This is a genomic window from Paenilisteria rustica (assembly GCF_013820765.1).
Taxonomy (GTDB): Bacteria; Bacillota; Bacilli; order Lactobacillales; family Listeriaceae; genus Listeria_A; species Listeria_A rustica.
Genome location: NZ_JABJVM010000029.1, coordinates 1 through 24,113, shown reverse-complemented (window position 1 = coordinate 24,113; position 24,113 = coordinate 1). Strand labels below are relative to the sequence as shown.

Genomic DNA, 24,113 nt, shown 5'->3' with positions numbered 1-24,113 from the left:
ATCTGATGAAGTGCTGAAACGGCCCGTTCAGCTTCGACAGAAATTGTTAGGGGGCGTAAGAAAAGTCCTCTTTTGACTTTTTTGGAGGTCACGAAATTTCCGAGAAGCTAGCCGTTGAAGCCGGATCCCGGAGGCGCCAAACACGACGCCAAACAGGTCTATGCTACATCTGACTTCATACAAACCTAGGATCTACCTAGCTCACTCCCTATTATATTTTCCTGTTATATCCAAACCCACCGCACAAGCACTACTGATGGATTACATGCTCGCTCTGCTCTCATGCATATTGAGGCTCTTTAGTTCTGCGGCTTCTTATCTGTTTCCTATTTATTCTACATTCACCGCATAAGACCCTCTGATGGATTACATGCTCGCTCTGCTCTCATGCATATTGAGGCTCTAATTCAGCACAGGACGCTTCATAAGACCCACAACAAACAAACCAACACCCCTCCCGACGCATCACAATCTCACGTCAAGAGGGGTGTTCCATATCTATATTTACTTACTAGTCGACAATTCATGTAATACGGAAAGCTCTTTCTCAAGCGTACTCAACAAGCTCTTCCCTTCCGCTCTGTCAATCAATCCAAGCCTCACCGCGAAATTTATCTCGCGCGATAAGCCGTACATTTGGGTATCCAAAACTTCTTCGTAAGCTGGACATTGAGGTAAAGTCAGGTTATCCATCTGCACCTTAATTAACTGCAAAATTCTTTTCGCATCTTCTTTAAGAAGAGTAATTGCCTCTTCCCTGTGATCTATTTGTTTATTTGTCATCACAGAACCCCCCATTCAAAACACATCTGCATGCGCTTAATTAATCTATTTCCATCGAAACTATAATTTTGCAAATTTTATCCTCTTTAGTATAGCATATTTTTTTCGCCGTGTAACCTGATATCCTAACATTTTTTAAGATAGCCACTTCGACGTTAATAGAAACAAATATACAACAAAACAAAGACTCAGCGGAATGGAGGAATAAATAATTATTTTATCAAAAAACTGGAAACGCCGCCTGAATGAGCGAATTAAAAAAATCAGCGTAACCACCACGTAGCCCAAAACGAGCAACAGCGCAATGCTAAATACCACATAAAAATTATCAAACCAAAACACCGCTCGCCGCACGAATATTAACGACAAAAAAGCCCCTAACGATGCAAATAATGTAACTATCATTTCTTTATGCCCCGCTTTTTCCTCTAGCACCATCCCCAAAACCTCCTGTATGTTTATCTTTCATTTTTTTCATGCTATAATAAAATCACGAGGTGAACGCAATGAAGGCACAATGTATTTTATGTGAGACAATTGATGAACTAGATGATAAGAAATTTAAAACGAAACAACTCCGCAATAAACCGATTCGTATGTATCTTTGCCCTGAATGCGAAGGCCGTATTGCTGAAAAAACGGTAGCTCGAATCAATTCTGGTAAATTTGAATTTCATAAACCAAAAACGAAAAGCTTTATTGAAAAACCCGCTAAACACTAATAGCGGGTTTTTGTTTGCAGTCAAACTACTTCCGTCCTAATATGAAATACCTTATTCCGTAATCCGGAAGTCCAAATCAATAGCTTTCGTTGTTTTCGTTGGCAGTGCTTTTTCTGCAAAGTCATTCGGATTCGGCACCACAAGCTTAGTCAGATGCACAAGCGTGTAGTAGTTTTGCTTATTAAGCATGTAGGTAATCGTGCCTTCACGCTTTGTTTTCGCTGGGAATATATTATGCGCTGACGGGCTGCCAGATAATTGATAAGCTGTTGGCACAAAGTTTTCTAGACTCGCACCTTTGGAAATGCCGCCACCATTGATTTGAATACGCTCTGCTAAATAGTTGATGTTGTTCGCTGTCGTATTCTCAACAATCACGTCTGCCGTTACCACAAAGCCATCTTGATTAGCTAAATAGGATTCCGGGCTATACGGATCCATTTTTTTATTAGCTCCTGTTACGCTTTCCAACTTGTATTGCTTCACCGTTACTTTTAACGGGCCAAAATCAGCTGTTTGAGGCGTTGTATTTAGGTAAACTAACGATACCGTTCCGCCTGTTTTCGGTGCTACTGCGGATTGTTTAAAGCCATCTGTACTCAAAGAAAAGGCTGCTGTCGTGGCTGCTGCTGCGGGTTTCTTCGCAATTTCTGTTTTTGATGTTTCGACTTTCTGATCAGGAGTCGTCGCTTCTTCCTCTTTCACCTGTGTATCCTCTGTCGCCGGCGCATCCTCCTCCGTTGTTACTTCTTCTTTATCTTGTTTTGCATCTGTTTTCTCTTTGGTATCCTCACTAGAATTCACATCTTGTTTTGCCTCATCAGTCTCTTTTGTTACTTGTTTCTCCTCAGTTTTCGGCGTTTGCTCCTCCGACCCTGAGCTTTTCGAGTCCGCCCCCGAACCACAAGCTGCCAATCCAAAAATCATCACACTCATTGTGCCTACCATCAGTAATTTCTTCATGCAAATCCCTCCTTCTTTCACGTCTTTCCTTAAAAGAATTATACCAAAAAAACTGACATATTACAATCATGTTACAAAAATAATTAATCAACAGAACATTTCAGCAACTAAAAAAGCCGCCCAATTAAGGACGACTCTCCATGATTTATTCGGAAACTTTTGTACGTTTTGCTGCCTTCTCACGTTCGTTTTTGTTCAAGATTTTCTTACGCAAACGAATGCTTTCTGGCGTTACTTCGCAATACTCGTCATCATTTAGGAATTCTAATGATTCTTCAAGTGTTAGTGTACGAGGTTTTTTGATAACGTTTGTTTGGTCTTTATTCGCTGAACGAATATTTGTCATTTGTTTCGCTTTTACGATATTTACTGCGATATCGCCGTCACGGTTGTTTTCCCCAACGATCATACCTTCATAAATATCCGTACCTGGTTCAACAAAGATAGTGCCGCGATCTTCTACTTGCATTGTTCCGTAAGTAGTTGATTTACCAGTTTCCATCGATACAAGAACACCACGGCTACGTCCACCGACACGACCTTTTTGCATTGGTTGGTAAGAATCGAATGTGTGATTTAGGATACCGTAACCACGAGTCATCGATAGGAATTCGGTTGTGTAACCGATAAGTCCACGTGATGGTACTAGGAAAATCAAGCGAACTTGACCAGAACCGTCATTGACCATATCAGCCATTTCACCTTTACGCAAACCGATAGATTCCATGATGCTACCAACATATTCTTCAGGAGTATCAATTTGTACGCGTTCCATTGGCTCACATTTCACGCCATCGATTTCGCGGATGATAACTTCTGGTTTAGATACTTGTAATTCGTAACCTTGACGACGCATGTTTTCAATTAGAATGGATAGATGCAACTCACCACGGCCAGATACAACCCAAGCGTCAGGTGAAGAAGTTGGATCAATACGTAAACTTACATCTGTTTGTAGTTCAGATAGTAAACGTTCTTCAATTTTACGGCTTGTTACGTGTTTACCTTCACGACCAGCGAACGGACTGTTGTTCGTTACGAAAGTCATTTGCAAAGTAGGCTCGTCAATACGCAAAATTGGCAGGGCTTCTTGGTGATCGTCTGGTGTTACTGTTTCCCCAACGAAGATATCTTCCATTCCGGAAACGGCAACTAGATCGCCGGCTTTTGCATGTGTAATTTCAACGCGTTTAAGACCTAAGAAACCGAACATTTTGGTTACGCGGAATTTCTTCACGCTACCGTCTAGTTTCATCAAGGCAACCGATTGACCAACTTCCATTGTTCCACGGAAGATACGACCGATACCGATACGACCAACGTAGTCATTGTAATCAAGTAAAGATACTTGGAATTGCAAAGGCTCGTCGCTGTTATCCACAGGCGCTGGTACATTATTGATGATTAAGTCAAAAATCGGATCCATTGTTTCTGTTTGATCTTCTACTTTATCGCTTAATGAACTTGTTCCATTAACTGCCGCAGCGTATACAACTGGGAATTCCAATTGATCTTCGTCTGCACCAAGTTCGATGAATAATTCTAAAACTTCATCTACAACTTCTGCTGGACGCGCTGATGGGCGGTCAATTTTGTTTACTACTACAAGTGGCGTTAAATGTTGCTCTAGTGCTTTTTTCAGTACGAAACGCGTTTGCGGCATTGTACCTTCATACGCATCAACGACTAGGACAACACCGTCAACCATTTTCATAATACGTTCTACTTCCCCACCGAAATCGGCATGTCCGGGAGTATCTAAAATATTGATATGCACACCGTTATGATTGATGGCAGTATTTTTCGCAAGAATTGTAATACCACGCTCTTTTTCAATGGCATTGCTATCCATCGCACGCTCAGCTACTTGCTCGTGATCGTTGAAAGTTCCTGACTTACGTAAAAGTTGGTCCACCAATGTAGTTTTACCATGGTCAACGTGGGCAATAATAGCGACGTTACGAATATCTTCTCTTAATTTCAAAATGTTTCCTCCTAATATTAAATTACCTTCTCGAAACTGGCACGTGAAACCCTGCTCAGTTGCTCAAAAATGGCCTAACTAAAGTCAAGCGCTCTTCATATATGGTAATACGACTTAGCTACCAGAGCCAAAAGAAAGAGGAAAATTGGCTTATTTTCCCCGTTTCTGGATCGTTTAGTTTTAATCAACTTTCCAATTATAGCACATTTACTCGGGTTTAGCACGATTTTTATTCCGGAGTAGTCGATTTTTTTAACTTAAGAGTATCATTTGCATTTAGTAAGTCCTTAATTTAACACTAGCCTCTTTCAGATAAAATTTAACATATTAGATATGCTTGCAGGGTTTTGATATATTTCAGCAATATTTTTATTTTGCCCTCCCACATCCAGTTTATTATTCATGATGCTCGTCCCTTCGCTTGTTAGAGGCTCTGAAGAATAAGTATTAGATGTGTTGCCATTGTTATGCGATCCTCTAATTCCTATGCATACAGACATTTCATTTGCTTTCGCTTCCTGTATAGAGGTGATTGTATTATTTTGAAGAACCGTTTTTTTATTAGAGCTTAACAAGGCTAAACCATTAAATTTTGTGTTATTAATATGGTTACCTATTATACATGCCCTAAAAGTAACATGTATGCCTATACCACCTTGCGTATTTTTTACAGCTTGTATGTTATTCACTTCGTTTTTTTTGATAGTTAATCCTTTCAGAAATCCAATACTTTCTTTTAAAAGATCATTAAACTGTGCCCCGTTAGCCGCTATTCCACGCTCAGAAGGAATTGGTTTTGGATTATATTTTTTTATATCTTCCTTATTGTTAATAACATTTTCTGAAATGTCGATATCCTCAGGCGGATATGCTGAAATAGCGCCGCCATCATATTCCATTCCACCAAGGACTATCGGAAATCTAACTCCCATAATGCGATTTCCTATGAAACTAATATTCTTACCTGAATGCGTGTCCAAGGCTTCCCAACTCGCATTGTTCATAATTATATTGTTAACAATTTTTACATTCCTGCTCGGATAGTATCCATTTACATAAGGTGTCTCTTTCCAAAGAGATTCCCCCTCAGCGGTATCAGCGAAACGACTACGATCGTTATTGGCAAGTTGATTTTCATCGGTTGTCCCTTTTTGCCAACTAACAGCGATTCCATATGCTTGCTTTCCTGCTAAGCCAATGTCGCTTATCCATGTATTCGATACACACACATTATCAATTGAATACCCAATTACACCCCCATAACCTATGTTTTCTATTCTATTACTTTTTTCGTTTTGTTCACTCCCCAATTCACCTATGTTTACATTATTTACAAAATCCATATAAATTCCAGAACCACCAAAATTACGAATAGTCATATCTTCAATCGTGATATCATGCTTTCTTTCTGCATCCTTGTAATAACCGTCGCCTCTTTTTTTAGATTGAGGAAAAGGCGATAGGAAAATTCCCCGGTGCCCATCTATTAATATGTTCGATTCCGCATCCCACCTACCGTCTAAAATTATTCGTCTAATAGTGGTGTTTGATGAATCAATGCCACTATCTGCTGTAACAAGTGCCAGTTTATTTAAACGATGAACAGTCCCAGCATCATTCATCATTGGCACAGTAAGCGTGGTCAAATTATTACCATTTTCATCTCGCGTTCCTTCTAGCGTCATCCCACCCGGAACATGAACCGTATTGTCCAATTCATATTTCCCAGCAGGTAATTGAACGCATGTAAACTTATTTTTCACCGCGATATTCAAGCTTCCAGCAATATAGCTAGAAACTTCTTTCGGTGTGCTCAATGCTGGTATTATATAGACTTTAGACTCAAGCTTACCATTCGTATAATATTTAATGACCGTATCTTCCGAAGCTCTCTCCTCCATTGTGACAAGACTTTCTTTAAGCCTATTTACCATTTAATCTAACCTCCTAATATTTTTAGATGTAAAGGGTTTATGTATTAGTATTCAAAAAAACGCCATATCAATGACGTTTTTATTTTGTGCATTCAATTTTATCATGATAAACATCTTCAAAATGGTCGCCGTTCTCATTTTCCCGCTATATTTGTGTCTATTTAATGAATTCTATGCTCTCAATGATAGTCTCGCAAAATCTCGGCATGAACACCAGGGCTCGCAACGAATGAATCGCCTTTTTCAGTAATTACCATCTCAGAGCCGTCCACGCGTGTCACGATGGCGCCTACTTCCTCGGCTATAATTTTTCCAGCACCAATGTCCCATGGCGATAGATTTGCGCTCACGTAAGCGTCTGCGCGTCCTGTTGCCACTGCCATGTACTCAAGTGTCGCGGCACCGTATAAACGCAATCCGCGAGCTGCTTGGATGACTGGAAGCATGTGCGGGAATTTGCGAACCGATGCCGTATTGATAATCACCAGCGCATCTTCCAGTTTGTTATCCACGCTCAGTTTCGGAATCTCCACATCGTTCACGAAAGCACCTTCTCCGCGCTTAGCAAAGTAGAATTCACCGCCAACGATATCATATATATACGCCAGTTCCCCGACGCCTTCTTGGTAAATCCCGAGCGATATCGCAAAATTCCGTTTCTGTTCGACGAAATTCACCGTGCCATCAATTGGATCAAGCACCCAAACAACGCCTTCTAAACTCGTGATTTCTTCGCCGTATCCCTCTTCGCCAAGCAAGCGATGTTCCGGGAAATGAGCCGCAATTTTCTCCGCAAAATAATGTTCTGTTGCTTTATCGACATTCGTCACCAAATCATTGCGATCTGATTTCGCCTCAACTTCAATATTAGATTGTTCGAGCGCCATAAAAATCCGATTTCCCGCTTCCTCCAACCATTCTCGCGCTAGTTGATCTATTTTCTCCAGTACCATCTTCGCACCACTCCTTCGTTTTGTTTCTTATTTTTCCTAGCTTATCATAATTTCAAGCTAAATACAGCCTCTACGACTCATTTTTACGTTATAATGAAAGAAGCGCCTATTTTTACGAAAGCGAGGAATCTTAATGACTTTTACAAAAAATGATTTTAAAGCGATGCAAACGCCGGGGCTCGAGGACCGGATGGAAGCTATTCAAACACAGATCCAGCCTAAATTTCGCGAAATCGGCGAAGGTCTTGCTACTTATTTGAGTGCTAAAACAGGAACGGAGATGTTTCTGCATATTGCGCGTCATGCCCGCCGTTCGGTGAATCCGCCTGATAGTACGTGGCTTGCGGTCGCTAATAATAAACGCGGCTACAAAAAACATCCGCATTTCCAAGTGGGGATTTGGGATGAATACGTCTTTATTTGGCTTGCTTTCATCTATGAAACGGAGAACCGTCAAATCGTCGTGCATAATTTCCTAGAAAATCTGGATCAGTTGGAAAGCTTGCCAGCTAACTTCTCAATTTCACCAGATCATACGGAAAAACCGACAAGTCTTATCCAAAATACAGATTTGACTAAGGTTCTAGAGCGATTCCGCGATGTGAAGAAAGGTGAATTTATGGTCGGTCGTATTTTCAAACCTGGTGATACTGCCTTGAAAAATGATGCATCGTTCACCAAAGAACTCGAAAAAACGGTGGACTTGTTGCTGCCACTTTACGATATGAGTTTTGAAATGCAAGAAATTTAGCAGTAACCATGTACAAAACGGCTAAATCTCTGTATAATGATGAAGTTGTGATTATTTGAGAAAAGGAGTTGAGCACCATGAAAACGAGTATCGCGCCGAGTGAACCAGATCCGCATCAGAGGTCATGCAAGGATTCCCGCCATGGCTTGCAACAGCACTCCATGCGGCTGAATCCTTAGAAAAGGAGGAATACGCCTATGCATCAAATTTTCAAATCGAATGAAGCTGGTAAATTAGAAGAATTAGAGAAACCAGAGCGCAATTGCTGGATTAACATCGTGGCGCCGTCATCGGAAGAAATTAATCAGATTGCCGATCAGTACGGGATTCCACTTGAGTTTCTCGAAGATCCACTAGATAAAGATGAGAGTGCGCGGATTGAGCGGGATGACGATACCGAAGCCGTCCTGATTATTTGTGACTTTCCGATCGTAGATGAGGACGATATTCATTACGCGTCTTTTGAAACGATTCCGCTTGGGATGATTATGACGAAGGATTATTTTATCACGATTTGCACGATTGACTCGTCGATTATTCAATCCTTCATTAAAAATCGGATAAAAGGCTTTTTTACGCACATGAAAACGCGTTTCGCCTTGCAAATATTGTATATGATTTCGACCCAATTCCTCCGTCACTTGAAGCGAATGAGTCGCCAAACGGATGATATTGAGAAAGAGCTACATGAATCGATGAAGAATAAGCAACTTTACGATTTAATGGGGATTGAGAAAAGTCTGGTTTACTTCCTGACCGCCCTCAAATCGAACAAGTTGGTGCTCGACAAAATGATGCGCCAACATATCGTGAAGATGTACGAGGAAGACCAAGATTTACTGGAAGACGTTATCATTGAAAACCGGCAAGGGATTGAGATGGCCGAAGTTCACTCCAATATTCTGAGTGGAATGATGGATGCCTATGCGTCGATTATTTCGAACAACATGAATATCGTGATGAAATTCCTGACCTCATTTACAATCATTTTGACGATTCCGACGATGGTGTTTAGTTTTTACGGGATGAACGTAAGATTGCCATTATCTGATATTCCTATTGCATGGGTACTCGTCATTTGTATTTCGTTTGGAATCGCTGGGATACTTGGCTTTGTCTTTTGGAAACGGAAATTTTTCTAACCTTAAACCACTTTCTGCTACGGAAGGTGGTTTTCTTATGTCAAAATCGGGAAAACCCTTAGCAAAGAGGTGAAAGTAATGAATACTAAAATGTTGGTTATTCCGGTTGTTTTTAGTGCGCTGCTTCTCGCAAGTTGTGGCGGTTCTTACTCCTCAGATAGTTCGGATAGTTCTAATTCTTACGGTAGCAGCAACAATAACTACGGCTCAACCACCAAGGATATTAGCAAAAATGACATGAGTGGCAGTACAAAAATACCAACACTCACGCAAAAAGATGTTTTGGCAACGGTAAAATCGAAACTCAGCTCTGATGTTGTCGTAATGCTTCCAAAAGCGGTTCCACTCTCCTCTGACAAGCATTACCTAAGCGCGAAGACGAGCGATTCCGAAGACGCCTATCAAGTCATTTTTTACGAAACGAAAGCTCCTATTTCAGTGAATAGTTCTGACTTGAAAGATACGTCTAAAGCGACCCCGATTGCCACGGTTTCCGGAAAATTGTACGCGACAGAAGAAGCCGCAGCGGAGGCAACTGGCCACATGAATGACGTCAATACAGGCGTGAACGGCGTCGACCTCGGTTCTGGTATTACTGGTTATTCGGATGCTGGTGCCGGCTCTACTTTTCTCAATTGGGCGGAAGGTCGTTGGAGCATGGGCGTTCGCAACACAACGAGCGCAGATCCGCAAGATTCGATTGACCTCGCTAAAAAAGTTGTCGCCGTGCTTGAAGAAGAAACGCTTCCTGCTCCGCATCAAGTTGGCGGTATGAAGCTTGAAGCGGCACCAAACAAGGCGGAAGGCAATATCATCAGCTGGCAAGACGGAAAAACGGATTATACGGTGAGCGATTTCACTGATCCGCTAGACGGCGTGCACATCACGACAAGCTTTACCGAATAAAAATAAGCGGCGACCCCAAATTTGGAGGCCACCGCTTATTTTTTATTCTTTTCCTGCTTCTTCTAAAATCAATTTCTCCAACTCTTCTGGTGAAATATGTTCGTCAAAAATATGTTCTCCGATAATCACAGTTGGTACCAGGCGGATGTTCGCAGCATTTGCTTCAGCTATGATTTTCTCCGCTTGTTCTTCGTTATCATGCTTAGAAAGGCCCAGCTCATCTTCTGCAAAATTCGCCACTTCTTCGTGCGTCAAAGAACCCCAAAGATCTTGTCTCGCGTATACTTCGTCTAAAACCTCAAGCGTTTGCTCTGGTGCTGCATAATCGAGATAATGATGTATAATATTCCCGCGTTGCAACGACTCTTTCTCCTTATCAAACGGCTTCACAATCAGCTCAATCCGACCAGAATCCAAATAACGACTAATCACATCACGCGATTTTTCATGCCATTCACGGCAAAACGGACAACGCACATTCACAAACGAAATCACTTTCACCGGCGCGTCACTTTTCCCAATATGAATCCCCGCCTCTGTTCCTACATTACCTGCAATAATTTCACTAATATCCATCTTAAAAATTCCTCCTTATGGTTGCATTTTGATTTTGCTTGTCGTTGCGTTTTTCACGAGCTGCATGACCCGATAGGCCGAATAACCGCTCGCCTTTTCAAACTCTTTGCCCAGGCTTTTTTCTTCGCCAATCGAGCGTACGACTTGCTTAAAATCACTATATTTCGCTTTTATTTCCGACGCGTCGATGCCAACTTCATACGCTTTCTCAACGGCTTGATAAAAGTTAATAACGGTCGCCATCTCGTCTTTTGACCAGTCTAAATTAATCGGATAACTATACTCCACGTTTCGTCCCTCCTTCATTTGGCAATCCTGCTTGCACAGCTTCTTCTAGCGCTTTGACAACGATTGCTAGCTGTTTTTGCTCGGAATCTGAAAGTGTTAATGGAACGATCGTCTTCACACCAGCGGCTCCGATGATTGCTGGAATACTGATGAAACCAGCTGCCATTCCGAATTGATTCTGCACATAGACACCCACCGTCAAAATCATGCGTTCATCTTCCAAAATGATTCGTGTAAGCTCTACCAACGCAAGCGAGATGCTGTAGTCAAACAAACGATTCTCCGCTAATGGCTCACTCGGCAACTCCTGCATCTGCGTCACGATTGGTTGCCATTTTTCGAAGGAATAGCGTTCTGGATCCTCCATAATATAACTCAAAATCGGACGGCCACCGATATAGGCACGACTCCAGGCTGGGACACCTTTTTCTAGTGTACTCCCAATCATATACGCATGAACATTTTTGGCGTTAACCTGAAAATGGCGTCCCAATTCCCATTGCAGAAAAGCCGTATCGAGCATCGTTCCAAGCGCAATAATTTTTTCAGCAGCGAGGCCCGAGAACTTCATCACCCAATGAGCGACCACCTCACTCTGCGGCGTCGCGATAACACAAATCCCCTGAAACCCGGTTTCCATCCACTGGTTCACAAACTTGCGAACAACCGACGAAGCTTGTTGCATATTCTCAGCCTCTGCAAACGGATCGTGCGTGAAAACAATCACCGCCGCATTCCGGCACTCCGAAAAACCACCCGATGTCAGCGTTGTTTTTGGTCTGAAATAAGCGCTGTACCCGATATCTTTCAAAACCTGTGCCTTCTTATCTGTAACAAGGCACATTTCCACATTCAGCTGTTGGTTCAACATCGCAAAAGCATAACTAGTGCTTAACTTATTATTCCCGATAATCGCAATTTTTTTCTTATCTATTGCCAAACCCGCCTCACGCTCCCTCTTCTCATGTGTCTTCCTCATTTTATCATGAAAACCGCGACGATTGAAATATTGTGATTGCAAAAAAGCATCGACTCTACAACGCGCAGAATCAATGCCCAGACTATTCTTCTTCGTTTTCTAAAGCGATGCGCCGATTTTTCCGTATATAGTGTGTTGCGATACAGAAAAACGTTGGTAACACATAGCTAACAATGCATAGCAAGATGATTTCCAGCACTGATTTCTGGATCATTCCGCTCGTCAATTTGATAAAACCGGTAATCGGAGTTTCTAGAATTTGTATCACGGATTTCATACCACCTGTATCGTGCATATGGTGGAAAAATCCGATGATGAAAGCAATAATCGTGAGTATGAAGCAAATTCCTGATATCACATATGCCAACCAAAACAGCGCGCGTTTCCATGTCCCCATTTTTTCACCTAATTCTTCTCGTATTTTATATGCCTATTCTTGTCCTATTCTACTCCTTTTGCTATGTAAAATCACACAAAAGCCCTTTTTAATGAATAAAGCGGCTATTTTCGTGTGTTTCAAGATAATCTTTCTTCAAGAAATAGGTAGAAACGCAGAAAAATGCTGGCATCACGTAACAGATAATAATCGCTAGGAACATCGACCACACTGGGTTTGCAATGTGAACTTGGAAAATGGCTGGATCTGTCACTGGACTCGCTAAAATTCGCAAAACTGCACGCCAACTATCGGTCTCATGCATATGCATGATAAAACCGTGAACAATGTTAACAATAAAACCAAGAAAGAAAATCGCTGAGAAGCTATAGACAACACCGAAGATAATTTTTTCCATCTGTTTTTTCAATTTTACACCTGGATTCTTTAGTTTTTTATATTTATATCATACTACTTTGTTTTTGATTTCACAATAGTTAATTGCATCAAACAAAAGAACGCCAAACCCTCAACCGGGTAAGACGTACATTCCGCTTCCAACAAATCGAGCGAAAGCGTTTGTAGTCAGGAGATTCAGTGGAACAAAGGGTGGCAAACTCATTACATTCCTTTGCATATTGAGGTTCTACTTCGCTTTGCTTCAAAGAATCTCAACAAAGCGGAGCGTACGACTGTACGTGAGAACCGGAAGTCCGCTGAATCTCCTGAATGCGAACGCTTGTCGCCGATTTATCAGGAATATATAACTGTTTACATATGGATTGGGCGACCTAGCGCTAGTTCTGCTGCTTCCATTGTCAACTCGCCTAATGATGGGTGAGCGTGAATAGTAAGCGCGATGTCTTCTGCTGTTACGCCTGTTTCGATTGCAAGTCCGATTTCAGAGATGATATCGGATGCGTTCATTCCAGCAACTTGAGCGCCTAGGATAAGTCCGTCTTCTTTGCGTGTTACTAGACGTACGAAACCTTCTGGAGCGTCAAGAGATAGGGCACGACCGTTACCGCCAAATGGGAATTTAGCAGCTTTTACGTCGAAGCCTTTTTCTTTTGCTTCTTTTTCTGTCAAACCAACTGTTGCGAGTTCTGGATCACTGAAAACGACTGCTGGTAAAGCTGTGTAGTCATTTTCAGATGCTTCGCCAGCGATTGCTTCAGCGGCAACTTTTGCTTCGTAGCTTGCTTTGTGGGCAAGTGGAACACCAGGAACGATGTCACCGATAGCATAGACGTTAGAAATATTTGTGCGACCTTGTTTGTCAACTTCGATCAAACCGCGTTCGCTTAATTTCACGCCTAGTTGTTCTAAGCCGATATCGTCTGTATTTGGACGACGACCTACTGTTACTAATACGTAGTCTGCTTCAACAGTTTTTGTTTCACCGTCAGCTTCGTACGTTACTTTTACGCCGTTTTCAGTTTCTTCGGCAGATTTCGCCAAAGCTTTTGTTACGATTTCCACGCCTTTACCTTTAAGGTTGCGTTTTACAAGGGAAATCATATCTTTTTCGTACGTTGGCAAGATTTCTGGTCCGCCTTCCAAGATTGTTAACTCTGTTCCAAGGTTAGCGAATGCGCCACCAAGTTCCGTACCGATGTAACCACCGCCGATTACGACAAGTTTTTTCGGTACTTCTGTAAGAGCTAGCGCGCCTGTTGAGCTAAGAACACGTTTGCCGAATTTGAATCCTGGAATCTCGATTGGACGAGAACCAGTTGCGATAATGACATTGTTGAACGTGTAAGTTTGCGCTGACTCAGGGTGGATAACACGTAAGGAGTGCTCATCAACGAAGAAAGCTTCTCCTTCTAACATTTCCACTTTATTCTTTTTAAGCAAGCCTTTCACGCCTGTTGTTAATTTACTAACGACAGAACCTTTCCATTCTTGCGCTTTTGTGAAGTCTAGGTTCACGCCATCCGCTGTGATACCCATGTTATCGGAATGTTTCGCTTCAGCAAAGCGGTGACCTACTGTGATCAAAGCTTTTGAAGGGATACAACCAACGTTTAAACAAACGCCGCCGTAATGTTCTTTCTCGATAATTGTTACTTTTTGTCCTAATTGTGCTGCGCGAATTGCCGCAACATATCCGCCGGGTCCTGCACCGATTACGATGGTGTCTCTTTCTTCTGGAAAATCGCCTACTACCATTTTTTTACGCCTCCATTAGTAAAAGTTCTGGGTCATTTAATAACCGCTTGATATTGTTCATAGCCTTTTGAGCTGTTGCGCCGTCGATTACGCGGTGGTCGAAGCTTAGCGATAGAGCAAGTACTGGTGCTGCTACGATTTCACCGTCTTTAACGATTGCTTTTTCTGCGATACGACCTACTCCTAAAATAGCAACTTCAGGGTAGTTGATAACTGGTGTGAACCATTGTCCGCCAGCTGATCCGATATTTGAGATAGTAGAAGAACCGTGACGCATTTCTTCACCTGTCAATTTACCGTCGCGTGCTTTTGTAGCTAATTCGTTAATTTCGTTGGAGATTGCAAAAATCGATTTTTTGTCAGCGTCTTTGATAACTGGCACGTAAAGACCGTGATCCGTATCTGCTGCAATACCGATATTGAAATAATGTTTGTAAACTAGTTCGTCTGTTGCGTCGTCAAGTGTCGTATTGAGCACTGGGAACTCACGCAATGTGTTTACTAGCGCTTTTACCATGTAAGGTAGGAAAGTAAGTTTGATGCCTTTTTCAGCTGCTACGTCTTTGAAACGTTTACGGTGAACCATCAAAGCAGAAACTTCGATTTCGTCCATCAACGTTACGTGTGGCGCTGTGTGTTTCGAGTTAACCATTGCTTTCGCGATAGCTTTACGAGTTGGCGTTAATTTCTCGCGCGATTCTGGGTATGTTCCGCCGCTAACAACTGGTGCTGCTTTTGCTGCTGGTTTCGCCGCTGCCGTTTCTTGTGATGCCGCTGCTGGAGTTGCTTCACTTGCTAATGCTGCTGTGTCGCCATTTAAGAATGCATCAACGTCTGCGCTAAGAACGCGGTTGTTTTTGCCTGATCCTGCAACTTGACGGATGTCTATGCCTTTTTCACGTGCATATTTACGTACAGATGGCATCGCGATAACTAGACCGTTTGGATCTTTTTGCGATGATGGTGTACCGTTTCCACCTGATACGGGAGCTTGTGCTGCGTTATTGTTTTCGAGTTTCGCAGTATCAGCTGGAGATTCTGGAGTAGAAGAATGATCTGCTGTTGCTTCGCCTTCAAAGTCGCCCTCGAATGTGATTAGCACTTGACCAACCGTTGCTACTACGCCTTCACCAACCAAAATGTCTTTTACAGTTCCCGCTACAGGAGATGTAATTTCTTCGACAGATTTGTCGTTTTGGACTTCAAAAATAGTTGCATCTTCTTCAATTTGATCGCCTGGTTTAACGAACCATTTCACGATTTCGCCTTCATGAATTCCTTCACCAATGTCTGGTAATTTGAATTCGTAAATGCCTTTTCCGCCTGCTGGTGCTGCCGGAGCCGCTGCGGGTGTAGATGCAGGTGCTGCTGGCGCTTCTTCAGCGTCATTTTCGTGGCCTTCAACGCCATCAAACGTGATTAAAACTTGTCCAACTGTTGCTACTACGCCTTCACCAACAAGGATTTCTTTTACAGTTCCTGTTACGGGAGAAGTAATTTCTTCAACAGATTTGTCATTTTGAACTTCAAAAAGGGACGCGTCTTCTTCGATCTTATCGCCCGGTTTTACGAACCATTTGACGATTTCTCCTTCATGTATACCTTCACCAATGTCCGGTAATTTAAATGAATATGCCATTTTTTAAAAGCCTCCTGTTTTTGTTGTGGCTCTTACGAAGCGTACTTTGCTAAGTTAGAGCCTCAATATGCATGCGAACAAAGTGAGCATGTAATCCATGCACTACGCTCGTCATGTTTGGTATCTTTCGGATCTAATTCCAAGAACGCAGTGAACATGTAATCCATGTACTGCGTTCTTCATATTTGGCGCCTTCGGATCTAGTTTCAACAGCCAGCCTCTCGGAAATTTCGTGGCCTCCGCAAAAACCAAGTGTGGGTTTTCACTGCGCCCTCTAACAATTTCTGTCGAGGCTAACGGGCTCTTTCAACTTTTCTAATTTAGAAAGCAAGTACCTCTTTCACACGCTCAACAATATCGTTATGGTTTGGTAACCAAACTGTTTCTGCTTGTGCGAATGGGAAGACGCTGTCTGGTGCTGTAACACGCATCACTGGTGCTTCTAGTGAAAGGATGGCGCGGTCGTTGATTTCAGCGATAACGTTAGCAGCGATTCCTGCTTGTTTTTGTGCTTCTTGAACGACTACTACGCGGTTTGTTTTCTTAACGGAAGCGATGATTGTGTCTACATCCAATGGGCTAATTGTACGAAGGTCGATAACTTCAACGGATACGCCTTCTTTTTCTAGTTCTTCTGCTGCTTTCACAGATTCTTGAACCATTGCGCCGTATGTGATAACAGAAACGTCTGTACCTTCACGACGAACGGCTGCTTTACCGATTTCGATTGTGTACTCGCCTTCTGGAACTTCTTGACGGAATGAGCGGTATAATTTCATGTGCTCTAAGAAAATAACTGGATCGTTATCGCGGATTGCTGAGATCAAAAGACCTTTTGCATCGTATGGTGTTGACGGAATAACAACTTTTAGACCTGGTGATTGTGCCATTAGGCCTTCCAAGTTATCCGCGTGAAGTTCAGGAGTATGAACCCCACCACCGAATGGCGCGCGGATTGTGATTGGTGCAGTACGTGTGCCACCAGTACGGTAACGCATACGTGCCATTTGACCAGCAACAGAATCCATTACTTCAAAAACGAAACCGAAGAATTGAATTTCAGGAACTGGGCGGAAACCTTCTAGCGCAAGACCGATAGCAAGACCACCGATACCTGATTCTGCAAGTGGCGTATCGAATACACGATCTTCACCAAACTCTGCTTGAAGTCCTTCAGTAGCACGGAAAACCCCGCCGTTATTACCTACATCTTCACCGAAAACTAATACGTTCTCGTCATTTCTTAGTTCTACTGCAAGCGCATCTGTAATCGCTTGAATCATTGTTTTTTGCGCCATGATTATTTCGACTCCTTCGCTTCAAAAATTGCCAATTGCTCTTTGATTGGAGCTGTTGGTGTTTCGTACATATTTTTAAGAAGATCTGATACTTTTTGTTTCGGTGTAGCGTCAGCTTCTTTGATAGATGTTTTGATTTCTTCTTTAGCTTGTTCGATTACTTCATTTTCTTTATCTTCGCTCCAAAGTCCTTTAGCTTCTAGGAAAGTACGGAAACGAACGATTGGATCTTTTAATTCCCATTCGCCATCAAGCTCTTTCGTACGGTAACGCGTTGGATCATCACCTGAAAGTGTATGTGGACCATAACGGTAAGTCATTGTTTCGATTAGTGTTGGGCCATCGCCTGCAACTGCACGATCACGCGCAAATTTCGTTACAGCGTATACTGCTAGTGGATCCATGCCGTCTACTTGAACGCCTGGGATACCTGCTGCAACTGCTTTTTGAGCTAGAGTTGCTGCTGCTGATTGTTTTTCGCGTGGTGTTGAGATCGCGAACATGTTATTTTGAACAACGAAGATTGCTGGGGCTTTATAGGCACCGGCGAAGTTCATACCTTCGTAGAAATCACCTTGTGAAGAACCGCCGTCACCTGTATATGTGATGACAACTGCGTCTTTTTTACGTTTCTTAAGTCCAAGAGCAACGCCGGCAGCTTGTACGATTTGTGCACCGATGATGATTTGTGGAGATAGAACGTTTAAGTCGTCTGCGAATTGATTTCCGACAAAATGTCCACGTGAGAATAGGAAAGCTTTCGTTAATGGAAGGCCGTGCCAGATCATTTGTGGAACGTCACGGTAACCAGGAAGTACGTAATCTGCTTTAGTTAACGCGTAGTGACTTGCTAGTTGTGATGCTTCTTGTCCAGCTGTTGGCGCGTAGAAACCTAGGCGACCTTGGCGGTTCAAGGAAATCGAACGTTGGTCAAGCACACGAGTCCAAACCATACGTGTCATTAATTCTACTAATTGCTCGTCTGTTAAGTCGGGCATCAAGTCAGGATTAACAACCTCTCCTTTTTCATTTAAAATTTGTACCAATTCGAATTGATCGGCAACAGCTTGAAACTGCTCTTTTACATCTACTACAGTCTTCTTTGTTTTAGAAGCCATCGTGTAATCTCTTCCCTTCTGATTTTGAAATATTTTTTAAGAATTGAATGCGCAATCATTTGATATTTTCTACTACATCTACTGTAGCAAAATTTGGGCTCGTCAAGCAAGCAATACAATGACTGGTTCGCTCCTCAAATTTCCTAGCTGAATTCGTGTATTATTCGGCTATTTGCAAAAAATGGTTTCAACAAAATGCTCTATCCTCTTCTTTATTCCCATCTCTAGGAACTGAAAACATGCTTTTGGGATGAGTTTGTGAAAAAAGATACGAAATACCTTCACATTCACAAATTCACCTTGCTTCACGCTCCTTGTTAAGAATTGTGCTTTGCTGTTATATTTTTAGCTCACCAAATTATTAATACACCAATCTTCCTCTTTAATTTACACCATCATCCCAGTTTCGTCAACAGCTTAAGCTTACTTTATTTTATTGCAATTACAAGGCTTCACATCAAATCATTCGCTTTCAAAAACTGTATTAGAAATCTCGTTTTGAAATACAAACTGTTATATAATAAAGCAAAGATGGCTTAGGCTTGCTCTTTCGAATTTTATTTAAATGCAGGCTTATTTGTTTGTGAATTCACAAACAAATAAAATTATGTAACAGTTCAACATAGCGAACAATATCTATAGTATCATTTTAATCGTTCGTCTTTTCTTATCTATATTTTAACATAAAATTTATTTTGTCAACAACGTTTCCCCTTCATTATCGCTTTATTTGGATGTTATTTTTTATGCTAACCGTAATCGGAAGTAAAATCCATTCACAACACGCGCTTTTTTTGGTAAAATGAAGATAAGTTTATAAGAACAGGAGCGAAAAAAATGCTTACAATGGATGATATAGTCCGTGAAGGTGACCCTGTTTTGCGCGCTGTCGCAGAGCCTGTCACTTTTCCCCTATCGGATGAAGATAAGAAAACTGGTCAAAAGATGTTAGAATTCCTGATTAATAGTCAAGATCCCGAAATTGCTGAAAAACATGAATTACGCGGTGGTGTTGGTATTGCTGCGCCGCAAATTGCTGTTTCTAAGCGCTATATCGCGATCCATGTACATGATGATAATGATCGTCTATACAGCTATGTTTTGTACAACCCTAAAATTCGCAGTCATTCTGTCGAAAACGCGTGCTTAGGTGGCGGAGAAGGTTGTCTTTCGGTTGATCGTGAGGTTCCAGGTTATGTCGTTCGCAGTGCTCGTGTGACTGTGGAAGCTTTTGATGAGAACGGGAAACCCTTAAAAATACGTTTGAAAGATTATCCTGCGATTGTTGTACAACACGAAATTGATCATTTGAACGGGATTATGTTTTACGATCATATTAATAAGAAGAATCCATCGTATTTGCCACCAGACGTGACGATTTACGAATAATAGGACAAAATAAAAGCAATTTGAGCTGTTTGTGAGGCTCGGATTGCTTTTTTGTATGCGCATCTTTTTCTTCATTACGGGTATGGTAGAAATAGCGATTAAAAAGGGGGGAATCTTGATGAAACAACTAAATAGAAGTTTTAAGGTAATTGTATGTTTACTGGTTATTCTCGCAAGTATTGGCCTGGGTACCTTTGCTCAGGCGGAAGCTCCTGTTAATACCTCTCTACCTGCACCGATTAACGAGATATTTCCAGACGGCCCGCTTGCTCAAGTAATTGCGACGAAGCTTGGGAAATCGACAACGGACGCCGTAACAGCCGCTGATTTAAATGCCATTACTAGCATTTCCAGTGCGGAGGGGAATAGTAAAGGGATTACTAATTTAGAAGGGATTCAGAATCTACATAATATCAGTACGCTCAACCTATCAAGTAATAATATTAGCGATATCCAGCCACTCAGCGGATTAATAAATTTAGGCCAATTAATTCTTGTTGGAAACCATATCAGTGATGCGCGACCTTTAGCGCCACTAACCAATATTTATAGTGCACGTTTCGATAGTCAAACAATTACTTTACCAACACGTGTTAAAACGGCTCCTTTAACGCTAGATCTAACTGGTGTCATCACAGGCTATACGGGTGGAATTCCATCGATAAATAGTATTAGTAATGGCGGAATTTATAGCACGCCGAACATTACATGGGGCAGCTTAACGAATCAAACCGCCGTTACTTTTAGGTTTCAGCAAACGGTTGGTAGCACAACAGGGTTATTTCAAGGTACCGTGACACAACCGCTGACTGATCCAGATGATGTTCCAATCGGTGCTATTGATGCCGTTTTTCCAGATGCCGCATTAGCGCAAGTAATTGCTACAAAGTTAGGTAAGAATGTGACCGATACTGTATCGCAAAATGAACTGAATACTATTACGACGCTCACCGCCATGAATCAAGGCATCTCGTCATTGGTCGGTATGCATTACTTGAAAGCAGTTGGTGATTTGAATCTAACCGGTAATAATATTGCAGATGTTACACCGTTAAGTGGCCTGACGCAACTATATAAACTGTATCTAGTAGACAATCATATTAGTGATATTAGTCCATTAGCAGGCTTAACTGGGCTCTCCATTTTTCGCTTTGATTCACAAAAATTTACGTTACCAACAATGGATACGATAGATCCGCTAAGTGTTGCTATGATGGATATAACCGGTATGGATGGCAGCAAGTTGTCACCCGATACTATATCAAATGGAGGCGTGTTTATCTCTCCTAATATCACATGGACAGGCTTAACGACACAAACAAAAGTGACCTATACATTCTCACAACATATCGTGATTGGCGATAATTCAGGTGATTTTCATGGCACGATTACGGTTCCGCTAATCCCTGATACGACACCTCCTGTCATCGCGGCAGATACGAATCATACTTATAATCAAGGCGAAACGGTGAGTCCTAGTCAATTTTTAACAGATATTGAGGCAACGACGGACGATGGTTCTGCGGTTACTTCGGATTTCGCAACGGTGGTTGATTTGAATGTTGCTGGCGATTACACGGTGACTTTGCAATCGGCAGATACCGCTGGAAACGAGGCGGTGCCGGTAACTGTTATTGTTCAAGTTGTGGATACGATCGCGCCAATCATTACCGCCAATTCCCCAATTACGTATGATGCCGAACAAAATATAAATGAGGCAACATTCTTTCATGATATTTCTGCTAAAACAGACGATGGTTCACTGATTACCTCAGATTTCGATACCGCTGTCAACTTTAAAATTCCAGGTACGTACACCGTTCTTTTGCAAGCGAGTGATGCTTCTGGAAATGCCGCTGCACCAGTTCCTGTGGTTGTAAATATTGTCTCCTCCGCGGTTCCAGTGATTTCGGCGAATAGTGAGGTTACGTATAAACAATATTCCGATATAAGCGCCTCGCAATTTCTAGTTGATGACCACGCTGTAGCAACGAATGATGGCGTCGTTTCTTCTGACTTTGCGAAAGTTGTCAATTTAGACGCTGTTGGGGATTATACGGTGACTTTGGGCGCTGTTAATTCGCTTGGAAATTCCGCCTTACCTGTGCAAGTGATTGTCCATGTTACGGCGGCGGACATTGAACCAGCTATTTCACCTACAAAATCACATGCAAAAAGTGGCGCGAATTCCATCCAAACTCAGGTTGCGAAACAGTCACTAGCAAAAGAACAACGCCTACCAGCAACCGGTGACGCTTCGCAACATTCGCTTATCTTCGGCTGGATTATATTGGCGAGCGGGATTCTTCTACTAAGAAAAAATTAATAGCATTTCAAAAGGATGAGACCAGTTTTTCGTGTCTCCTCTTTTTTTGATGTCTTTTCTGGGCCTTCCCTACTGCTAAATTGTTTTCATTTTTACAGCTTTCCGAGCGTTTTTCTGGTAAAATGGAAGAGCAGAAAGCGGGTGTTTCAGATGGAGCGTTATGATCGGCAAATGCGAGTTGCGCAGATTGGGAAGCCGGGTCAGGAAGTATTGCAAGCGAGTACAATTCTTATTATCGGAGTTGGTGCGATTGGAACTTACGCCGCGGAGATTGCTGCGCGAATGGGTTTTGGACGGCTGATTTTGGTGGATCGGGATTTTGTGGAACTTTCGAATTTGCAACGGCAGACTTTATTTACGGAAGAAGACGCGGCGCGAAAAGAGGCGAAAGCTTGGGCTGCGGCGAAAGCGTTGCGCGCGATTAATCAGGATATTCAGATTGATTTCTTAGTGGATGATGCGAATGTGCAGTCGTTGTTGCCTTACGCGGGAAATGTCGACGCGGTTTTGGATTGTACGGATAATTTCGCGACGCGGCGTTTTTTGAATCAGTGGTGTTTGGAACAGCGAGTGCCGTGGATTTTTGCGTCGTGCGCGGGGACGTTTGCGAATGTGATGCCGATTATTCCGGGCGAGACGGCGTGCTTGCACTGCTTGATGGAGAAGATGCCGCTATTTAATGAGACGAGTTGTGATATTATTGGGGTTCATGGGGCGCTGATTCCAATGTTGGCAGGGCTTCAGGTCTCGCTTTTGACGAAGTTGCTGCTTGGGGAACGGCGTGCGAAGTATTATCAGCTGGATAATTGGGAGATGACGTTCCAAGCTTTTGGCGTAACGAGAAACCCGGATTGTTCGGTGTGTGTGCGCGGCGAGACGGCGGAGGTTGCTTATTCGAAACAGCCAGTGCTCCTTTGTGGTCGTGATACGGTACAGTTTCAGATCGGTTCGACCGTTGATTTTGACGCGTTTCGGACCGTTCTCCAGAATCAAGATATCGCGTGTCAGGCAAATCGATTTGTTTTGACGTTTACTTTTCAAGATTATGACTTCACGGTTTTTCAAAATGGTCGTGTTCTGGTGCACGGAACAGCCGATTTAATTGTAGCTAAGAAGCAATATCAACACTTTTTTAATGAAATTTGAGGAGGCGCGAATATGGAGCAGAAAGAGTTTATTCAAGCGCGAGTTGGCATTTTGACGATTAGTGATACGAGGAATTTGGAGACGGATAAAAGCGGATTACTGCTTGTCGATGCTTTGGAAACAGCTGGGCATACCGTTGTGGAACGCCTAGTGGTGAAGGACGACGATTTCTTAATCAACGAAGGCCTTGCAAAATTAAAGCCGCGATGTGATTGTGTGATTTCAAACGGTGGTACTGGAATTGCGGTGCGCGACGTGACTTTTGAAGCGCTTTGGGACCAGGTGGCGCAGGAGATTCCTGGTTTTGGGGAGTTGTTTAGAATGTTGAGTTATAAGGAAATCGGGACGCGGGCGATGTTATCTCGGGCTTTTGCGGGATTTACTTTGGATAATGTTTTGTTGTTTGTTGTGCCGGGTTCGACCCACGCTTGTGAGCTTGCGGTGAATCAGCTTATTATTCCGGAGTTGCCTCATTTTTTAGCGGAACGAAGGAAGTAAAAAGCGCACTTCGTATGTATCTGGAAAGTATAGAAAAAAAGGCTCTATGTCAATTGTTGGGGTGAAATATCAAGGTGCGAGCTAGGGAGTCAATAGCTCGTGCCTTTTCTTAACCTACAGAGATGTCAAAATCTTTGATAAAGTGTTGGGCTAGTATTTTGGCTCGG

23 protein-coding genes are annotated in these 24,113 nt (G+C 42.4%); 8 read left to right on the top strand and 15 right to left on the bottom strand.

Annotated features, from left to right (window positions below):
• Nucleotides 1-504 precede the first annotated feature (504 nt).
• Both HPK16_RS16085 and HPK16_RS16080 read right to left on the bottom strand, forming a co-directional pair.
• Nucleotides 505-783, bottom strand: coding sequence for an Fpa/YlaN family protein (locus HPK16_RS16085; protein WP_036067182.1), 279 nt, complete (start codon nucleotides 781-783; stop codon nucleotides 505-507).
• A 135-nt stretch (nucleotides 784-918) separates the two neighbouring features.
• Nucleotides 919-1,221 carry a hypothetical protein gene (locus tag HPK16_RS16080; RefSeq protein WP_181677921.1) on the bottom strand — a complete coding sequence of 101 codons (303 nt, stop codon included), beginning with the start codon at nucleotides 1,219-1,221 and terminating at the stop codon, nucleotides 919-921.
• Nucleotides 1,222-1,289: 68 nt separating this feature from the next.
• Between HPK16_RS16080 and HPK16_RS16075 the strand changes: the two genes are divergently transcribed.
• Nucleotides 1,290-1,505, top strand: a complete 216-nt coding sequence (locus tag HPK16_RS16075) for a YlaI family protein (protein WP_181677920.1) — start codon at nucleotides 1,290-1,292, stop codon at nucleotides 1,503-1,505.
• 51 nt (nucleotides 1,506-1,556) lie between these two features.
• Here the strand turns inward: HPK16_RS16075 and HPK16_RS16070 are convergent, their stop codons facing one another.
• The 4 genes from HPK16_RS16070 to HPK16_RS16055 form a co-directional block, all read right to left on the bottom strand.
• Complete coding sequence (locus tag HPK16_RS16070; RefSeq protein WP_181677919.1) at nucleotides 1,557-2,468, bottom strand: DUF5068 domain-containing protein; 912 nt, start codon at nucleotides 2,466-2,468, stop codon at nucleotides 1,557-1,559.
• A gap of 145 nt (nucleotides 2,469-2,613) precedes the next feature.
• Entirely contained in the window at nucleotides 2,614-4,452 is a 1,839-nt protein-coding gene (gene typA / locus HPK16_RS16065; RefSeq protein WP_181677918.1) for a translational GTPase TypA, read from the bottom strand.
• A 308-nt stretch (nucleotides 4,453-4,760) separates the two neighbouring features.
• On the bottom strand, nucleotides 4,761-6,386 hold the full coding sequence (locus tag HPK16_RS16060) for a hypothetical protein (RefSeq protein ID WP_181677917.1): 1,626 nt from the start codon (nucleotides 6,384-6,386) through the stop codon (nucleotides 4,761-4,763).
• A gap of 179 nt (nucleotides 6,387-6,565) precedes the next feature.
• Nucleotides 6,566-7,339, bottom strand: coding sequence for an inositol monophosphatase family protein (locus tag HPK16_RS16055; protein ID WP_181677916.1), 774 nt, complete (start codon nucleotides 7,337-7,339; stop codon nucleotides 6,566-6,568).
• A 133-nt stretch (nucleotides 7,340-7,472) separates the two neighbouring features.
• Here HPK16_RS16055 and HPK16_RS16050 point away from each other — a divergent pair, with 133 nt between their 5' ends.
• The 3 genes from HPK16_RS16050 (at nucleotide 7,473) to HPK16_RS16040 (ending at nucleotide 10,138) form a co-directional block, all read left to right on the top strand.
• A complete protein-coding gene (locus HPK16_RS16050) occupies nucleotides 7,473-8,090 on the top strand; it encodes a YktB family protein (protein WP_181677915.1) in 618 nt (205 codons plus the stop codon).
• A 197-nt stretch (nucleotides 8,091-8,287) separates the two neighbouring features.
• A complete protein-coding gene (locus HPK16_RS16045; RefSeq protein WP_181677914.1) occupies nucleotides 8,288-9,232 on the top strand; it encodes a magnesium transporter CorA family protein in 945 nt (314 codons plus the stop codon).
• Nucleotides 9,233-9,310: 78 nt separating this feature from the next.
• Nucleotides 9,311-10,138 carry a hypothetical protein gene (locus HPK16_RS16040; RefSeq protein WP_181677913.1) on the top strand — a complete coding sequence of 276 codons (828 nt, stop codon included), beginning with the start codon at nucleotides 9,311-9,313 and terminating at the stop codon, nucleotides 10,136-10,138.
• A gap of 42 nt (nucleotides 10,139-10,180) precedes the next feature.
• Here HPK16_RS16040 and HPK16_RS16035 read toward each other — a convergent pair whose 3' ends face one another.
• The 9 genes from HPK16_RS16035 to pdhA form a co-directional block, all read right to left on the bottom strand.
• Nucleotides 10,181-10,714 carry a DsbA family protein gene (locus HPK16_RS16035; RefSeq protein ID WP_181677912.1) on the bottom strand — a complete coding sequence of 178 codons (534 nt, stop codon included), beginning with the start codon at nucleotides 10,712-10,714 and terminating at the stop codon, nucleotides 10,181-10,183.
• A gap of 15 nt (nucleotides 10,715-10,729) precedes the next feature.
• The gene (locus HPK16_RS16030) at nucleotides 10,730-11,002 is read right to left on the bottom strand and encodes a UPF0223 family protein (protein ID WP_181677911.1); all 273 of its coding nucleotides are present in this window, start codon (nucleotides 11,000-11,002) and stop codon (nucleotides 10,730-10,732) included.
• The gene (locus HPK16_RS16025; RefSeq protein ID WP_181677910.1) at nucleotides 10,992-11,942 is read right to left on the bottom strand and encodes a Rossmann-fold NAD(P)-binding domain-containing protein; all 951 of its coding nucleotides are present in this window, start codon (nucleotides 11,940-11,942) and stop codon (nucleotides 10,992-10,994) included. The genes HPK16_RS16030 and HPK16_RS16025 overlap by 11 nt, the downstream gene beginning before the upstream one ends.
• Before the next feature lie 121 nt (nucleotides 11,943-12,063).
• Complete coding sequence (locus HPK16_RS16020; protein WP_181677909.1) at nucleotides 12,064-12,378, bottom strand: hypothetical protein; 315 nt, start codon at nucleotides 12,376-12,378, stop codon at nucleotides 12,064-12,066.
• 88 nt (nucleotides 12,379-12,466) lie between these two features.
• Nucleotides 12,467-12,787, bottom strand: a complete 321-nt coding sequence (locus HPK16_RS16015; RefSeq protein ID WP_181677908.1) for a hypothetical protein — start codon at nucleotides 12,785-12,787, stop codon at nucleotides 12,467-12,469.
• A 341-nt stretch (nucleotides 12,788-13,128) separates the two neighbouring features.
• Nucleotides 13,129-14,532 (bottom strand): dihydrolipoyl dehydrogenase, encoded by a 1,404-nt coding sequence (lpdA, locus tag HPK16_RS16010; RefSeq protein ID WP_181677907.1) that lies wholly within the window; start codon nucleotides 14,530-14,532, stop codon nucleotides 13,129-13,131.
• Nucleotides 14,533-14,536: 4 nt separating this feature from the next.
• The gene (locus tag HPK16_RS16005) at nucleotides 14,537-16,171 is read right to left on the bottom strand and encodes a dihydrolipoyllysine-residue acetyltransferase (RefSeq protein WP_181677906.1); all 1,635 of its coding nucleotides are present in this window, start codon (nucleotides 16,169-16,171) and stop codon (nucleotides 14,537-14,539) included.
• 320 nt (nucleotides 16,172-16,491) lie between these two features.
• Nucleotides 16,492-17,469 carry an alpha-ketoacid dehydrogenase subunit beta gene (locus HPK16_RS16000; RefSeq protein ID WP_036063350.1) on the bottom strand — a complete coding sequence of 326 codons (978 nt, stop codon included), beginning with the start codon at nucleotides 17,467-17,469 and terminating at the stop codon, nucleotides 16,492-16,494.
• A gap of 2 nt (nucleotides 17,470-17,471) precedes the next feature.
• Nucleotides 17,472-18,587 carry a pyruvate dehydrogenase (acetyl-transferring) E1 component subunit alpha gene (pdhA, locus tag HPK16_RS15995; protein WP_181677905.1) on the bottom strand — a complete coding sequence of 372 codons (1,116 nt, stop codon included), beginning with the start codon at nucleotides 18,585-18,587 and terminating at the stop codon, nucleotides 17,472-17,474.
• An 837-nt stretch (nucleotides 18,588-19,424) separates the two neighbouring features.
• On the opposite strand from pdhA, the gene def reads away from it, so the two are divergent.
• From def to HPK16_RS15975, 4 genes are all read left to right on the top strand, one after another.
• A complete protein-coding gene (gene def / locus HPK16_RS15990) occupies nucleotides 19,425-19,976 on the top strand; it encodes a peptide deformylase (protein ID WP_181677904.1) in 552 nt (183 codons plus the stop codon).
• A gap of 118 nt (nucleotides 19,977-20,094) precedes the next feature.
• On the top strand, nucleotides 20,095-22,302 hold the full coding sequence (locus tag HPK16_RS15985) for a LapB repeat-containing protein (RefSeq protein WP_181677903.1): 2,208 nt from the start codon (nucleotides 20,095-20,097) through the stop codon (nucleotides 22,300-22,302).
• 150 nt (nucleotides 22,303-22,452) lie between these two features.
• Nucleotides 22,453-23,448 (top strand): ThiF family adenylyltransferase, encoded by a 996-nt coding sequence (locus tag HPK16_RS15980; protein ID WP_181677902.1) that lies wholly within the window; start codon nucleotides 22,453-22,455, stop codon nucleotides 23,446-23,448.
• A gap of 12 nt (nucleotides 23,449-23,460) precedes the next feature.
• A complete protein-coding gene (locus HPK16_RS15975) occupies nucleotides 23,461-23,946 on the top strand; it encodes a MogA/MoaB family molybdenum cofactor biosynthesis protein (RefSeq protein ID WP_181677901.1) in 486 nt (161 codons plus the stop codon).
• The last annotated feature ends 167 nt before the right edge of the window (nucleotides 23,947-24,113 follow it).

Bases quoted from the DNA above. Each gene is read 5' to 3' on its own strand.
- def (WP_181677904.1), top strand. From the start codon at position 19,425: ATGCTTACAATGGATGATATAGTCCGTGAAGGTGACCCTGTTTTGCGC.
- HPK16_RS16040 (WP_181677913.1), top strand. From the start codon at position 9,311: ATGAATACTAAAATGTTGGTTATTCCGGTTGTTTTTAGTGCGCTGCTT.
- HPK16_RS15975 (WP_181677901.1), top strand. From the start codon at position 23,461: ATGGAGCAGAAAGAGTTTATTCAAGCGCGAGTTGGCATTTTGACGATT.
- HPK16_RS15985 (WP_181677903.1), top strand. From the start codon at position 20,095: ATGAAACAACTAAATAGAAGTTTTAAGGTAATTGTATGTTTACTGGTT.
- pdhA (WP_181677905.1), bottom strand. From the start codon at position 18,587: ATGGCTTCTAAAACAAAGAAGACTGTAGTAGATGTAAAAGAGCAGTTT.
- lpdA (WP_181677907.1), bottom strand. From the start codon at position 14,532: ATGGTAGTAGGCGATTTTCCAGAAGAAAGAGACACCATCGTAATCGGT.
- HPK16_RS16055 (WP_181677916.1), bottom strand. From the start codon at position 7,339: ATGGTACTGGAGAAAATAGATCAACTAGCGCGAGAATGGTTGGAGGAA.
- HPK16_RS16080 (WP_181677921.1), bottom strand. From the start codon at position 1,221: ATGGTGCTAGAGGAAAAAGCGGGGCATAAAGAAATGATAGTTACATTA.
- HPK16_RS16050 (WP_181677915.1), top strand. From the start codon at position 7,473: ATGACTTTTACAAAAAATGATTTTAAAGCGATGCAAACGCCGGGGCTC.
- HPK16_RS16045 (WP_181677914.1), top strand. From the start codon at position 8,288: ATGCATCAAATTTTCAAATCGAATGAAGCTGGTAAATTAGAAGAATTA.
- HPK16_RS16020 (WP_181677909.1), bottom strand. From the start codon at position 12,378: ATGGGGACATGGAAACGCGCGCTGTTTTGGTTGGCATATGTGATATCA.
- HPK16_RS16060 (WP_181677917.1), bottom strand. From the start codon at position 6,386: ATGGTAAATAGGCTTAAAGAAAGTCTTGTCACAATGGAGGAGAGAGCT.
- HPK16_RS16035 (WP_181677912.1), bottom strand. From the start codon at position 10,714: ATGGATATTAGTGAAATTATTGCAGGTAATGTAGGAACAGAGGCGGGG.
- HPK16_RS16075 (WP_181677920.1), top strand. From the start codon at position 1,290: ATGAAGGCACAATGTATTTTATGTGAGACAATTGATGAACTAGATGAT.
- HPK16_RS16070 (WP_181677919.1), bottom strand. From the start codon at position 2,468: ATGAAGAAATTACTGATGGTAGGCACAATGAGTGTGATGATTTTTGGA.
- HPK16_RS15980 (WP_181677902.1), top strand. From the start codon at position 22,453: ATGGAGCGTTATGATCGGCAAATGCGAGTTGCGCAGATTGGGAAGCCG.
- HPK16_RS16000 (WP_036063350.1), bottom strand. From the start codon at position 17,469: ATGGCGCAAAAAACAATGATTCAAGCGATTACAGATGCGCTTGCAGTA.
- HPK16_RS16085 (WP_036067182.1), bottom strand. From the start codon at position 783: ATGACAAATAAACAAATAGATCACAGGGAAGAGGCAATTACTCTTCTT.
- HPK16_RS16005 (WP_181677906.1), bottom strand. From the start codon at position 16,171: ATGGCATATTCATTTAAATTACCGGACATTGGTGAAGGTATACATGAA.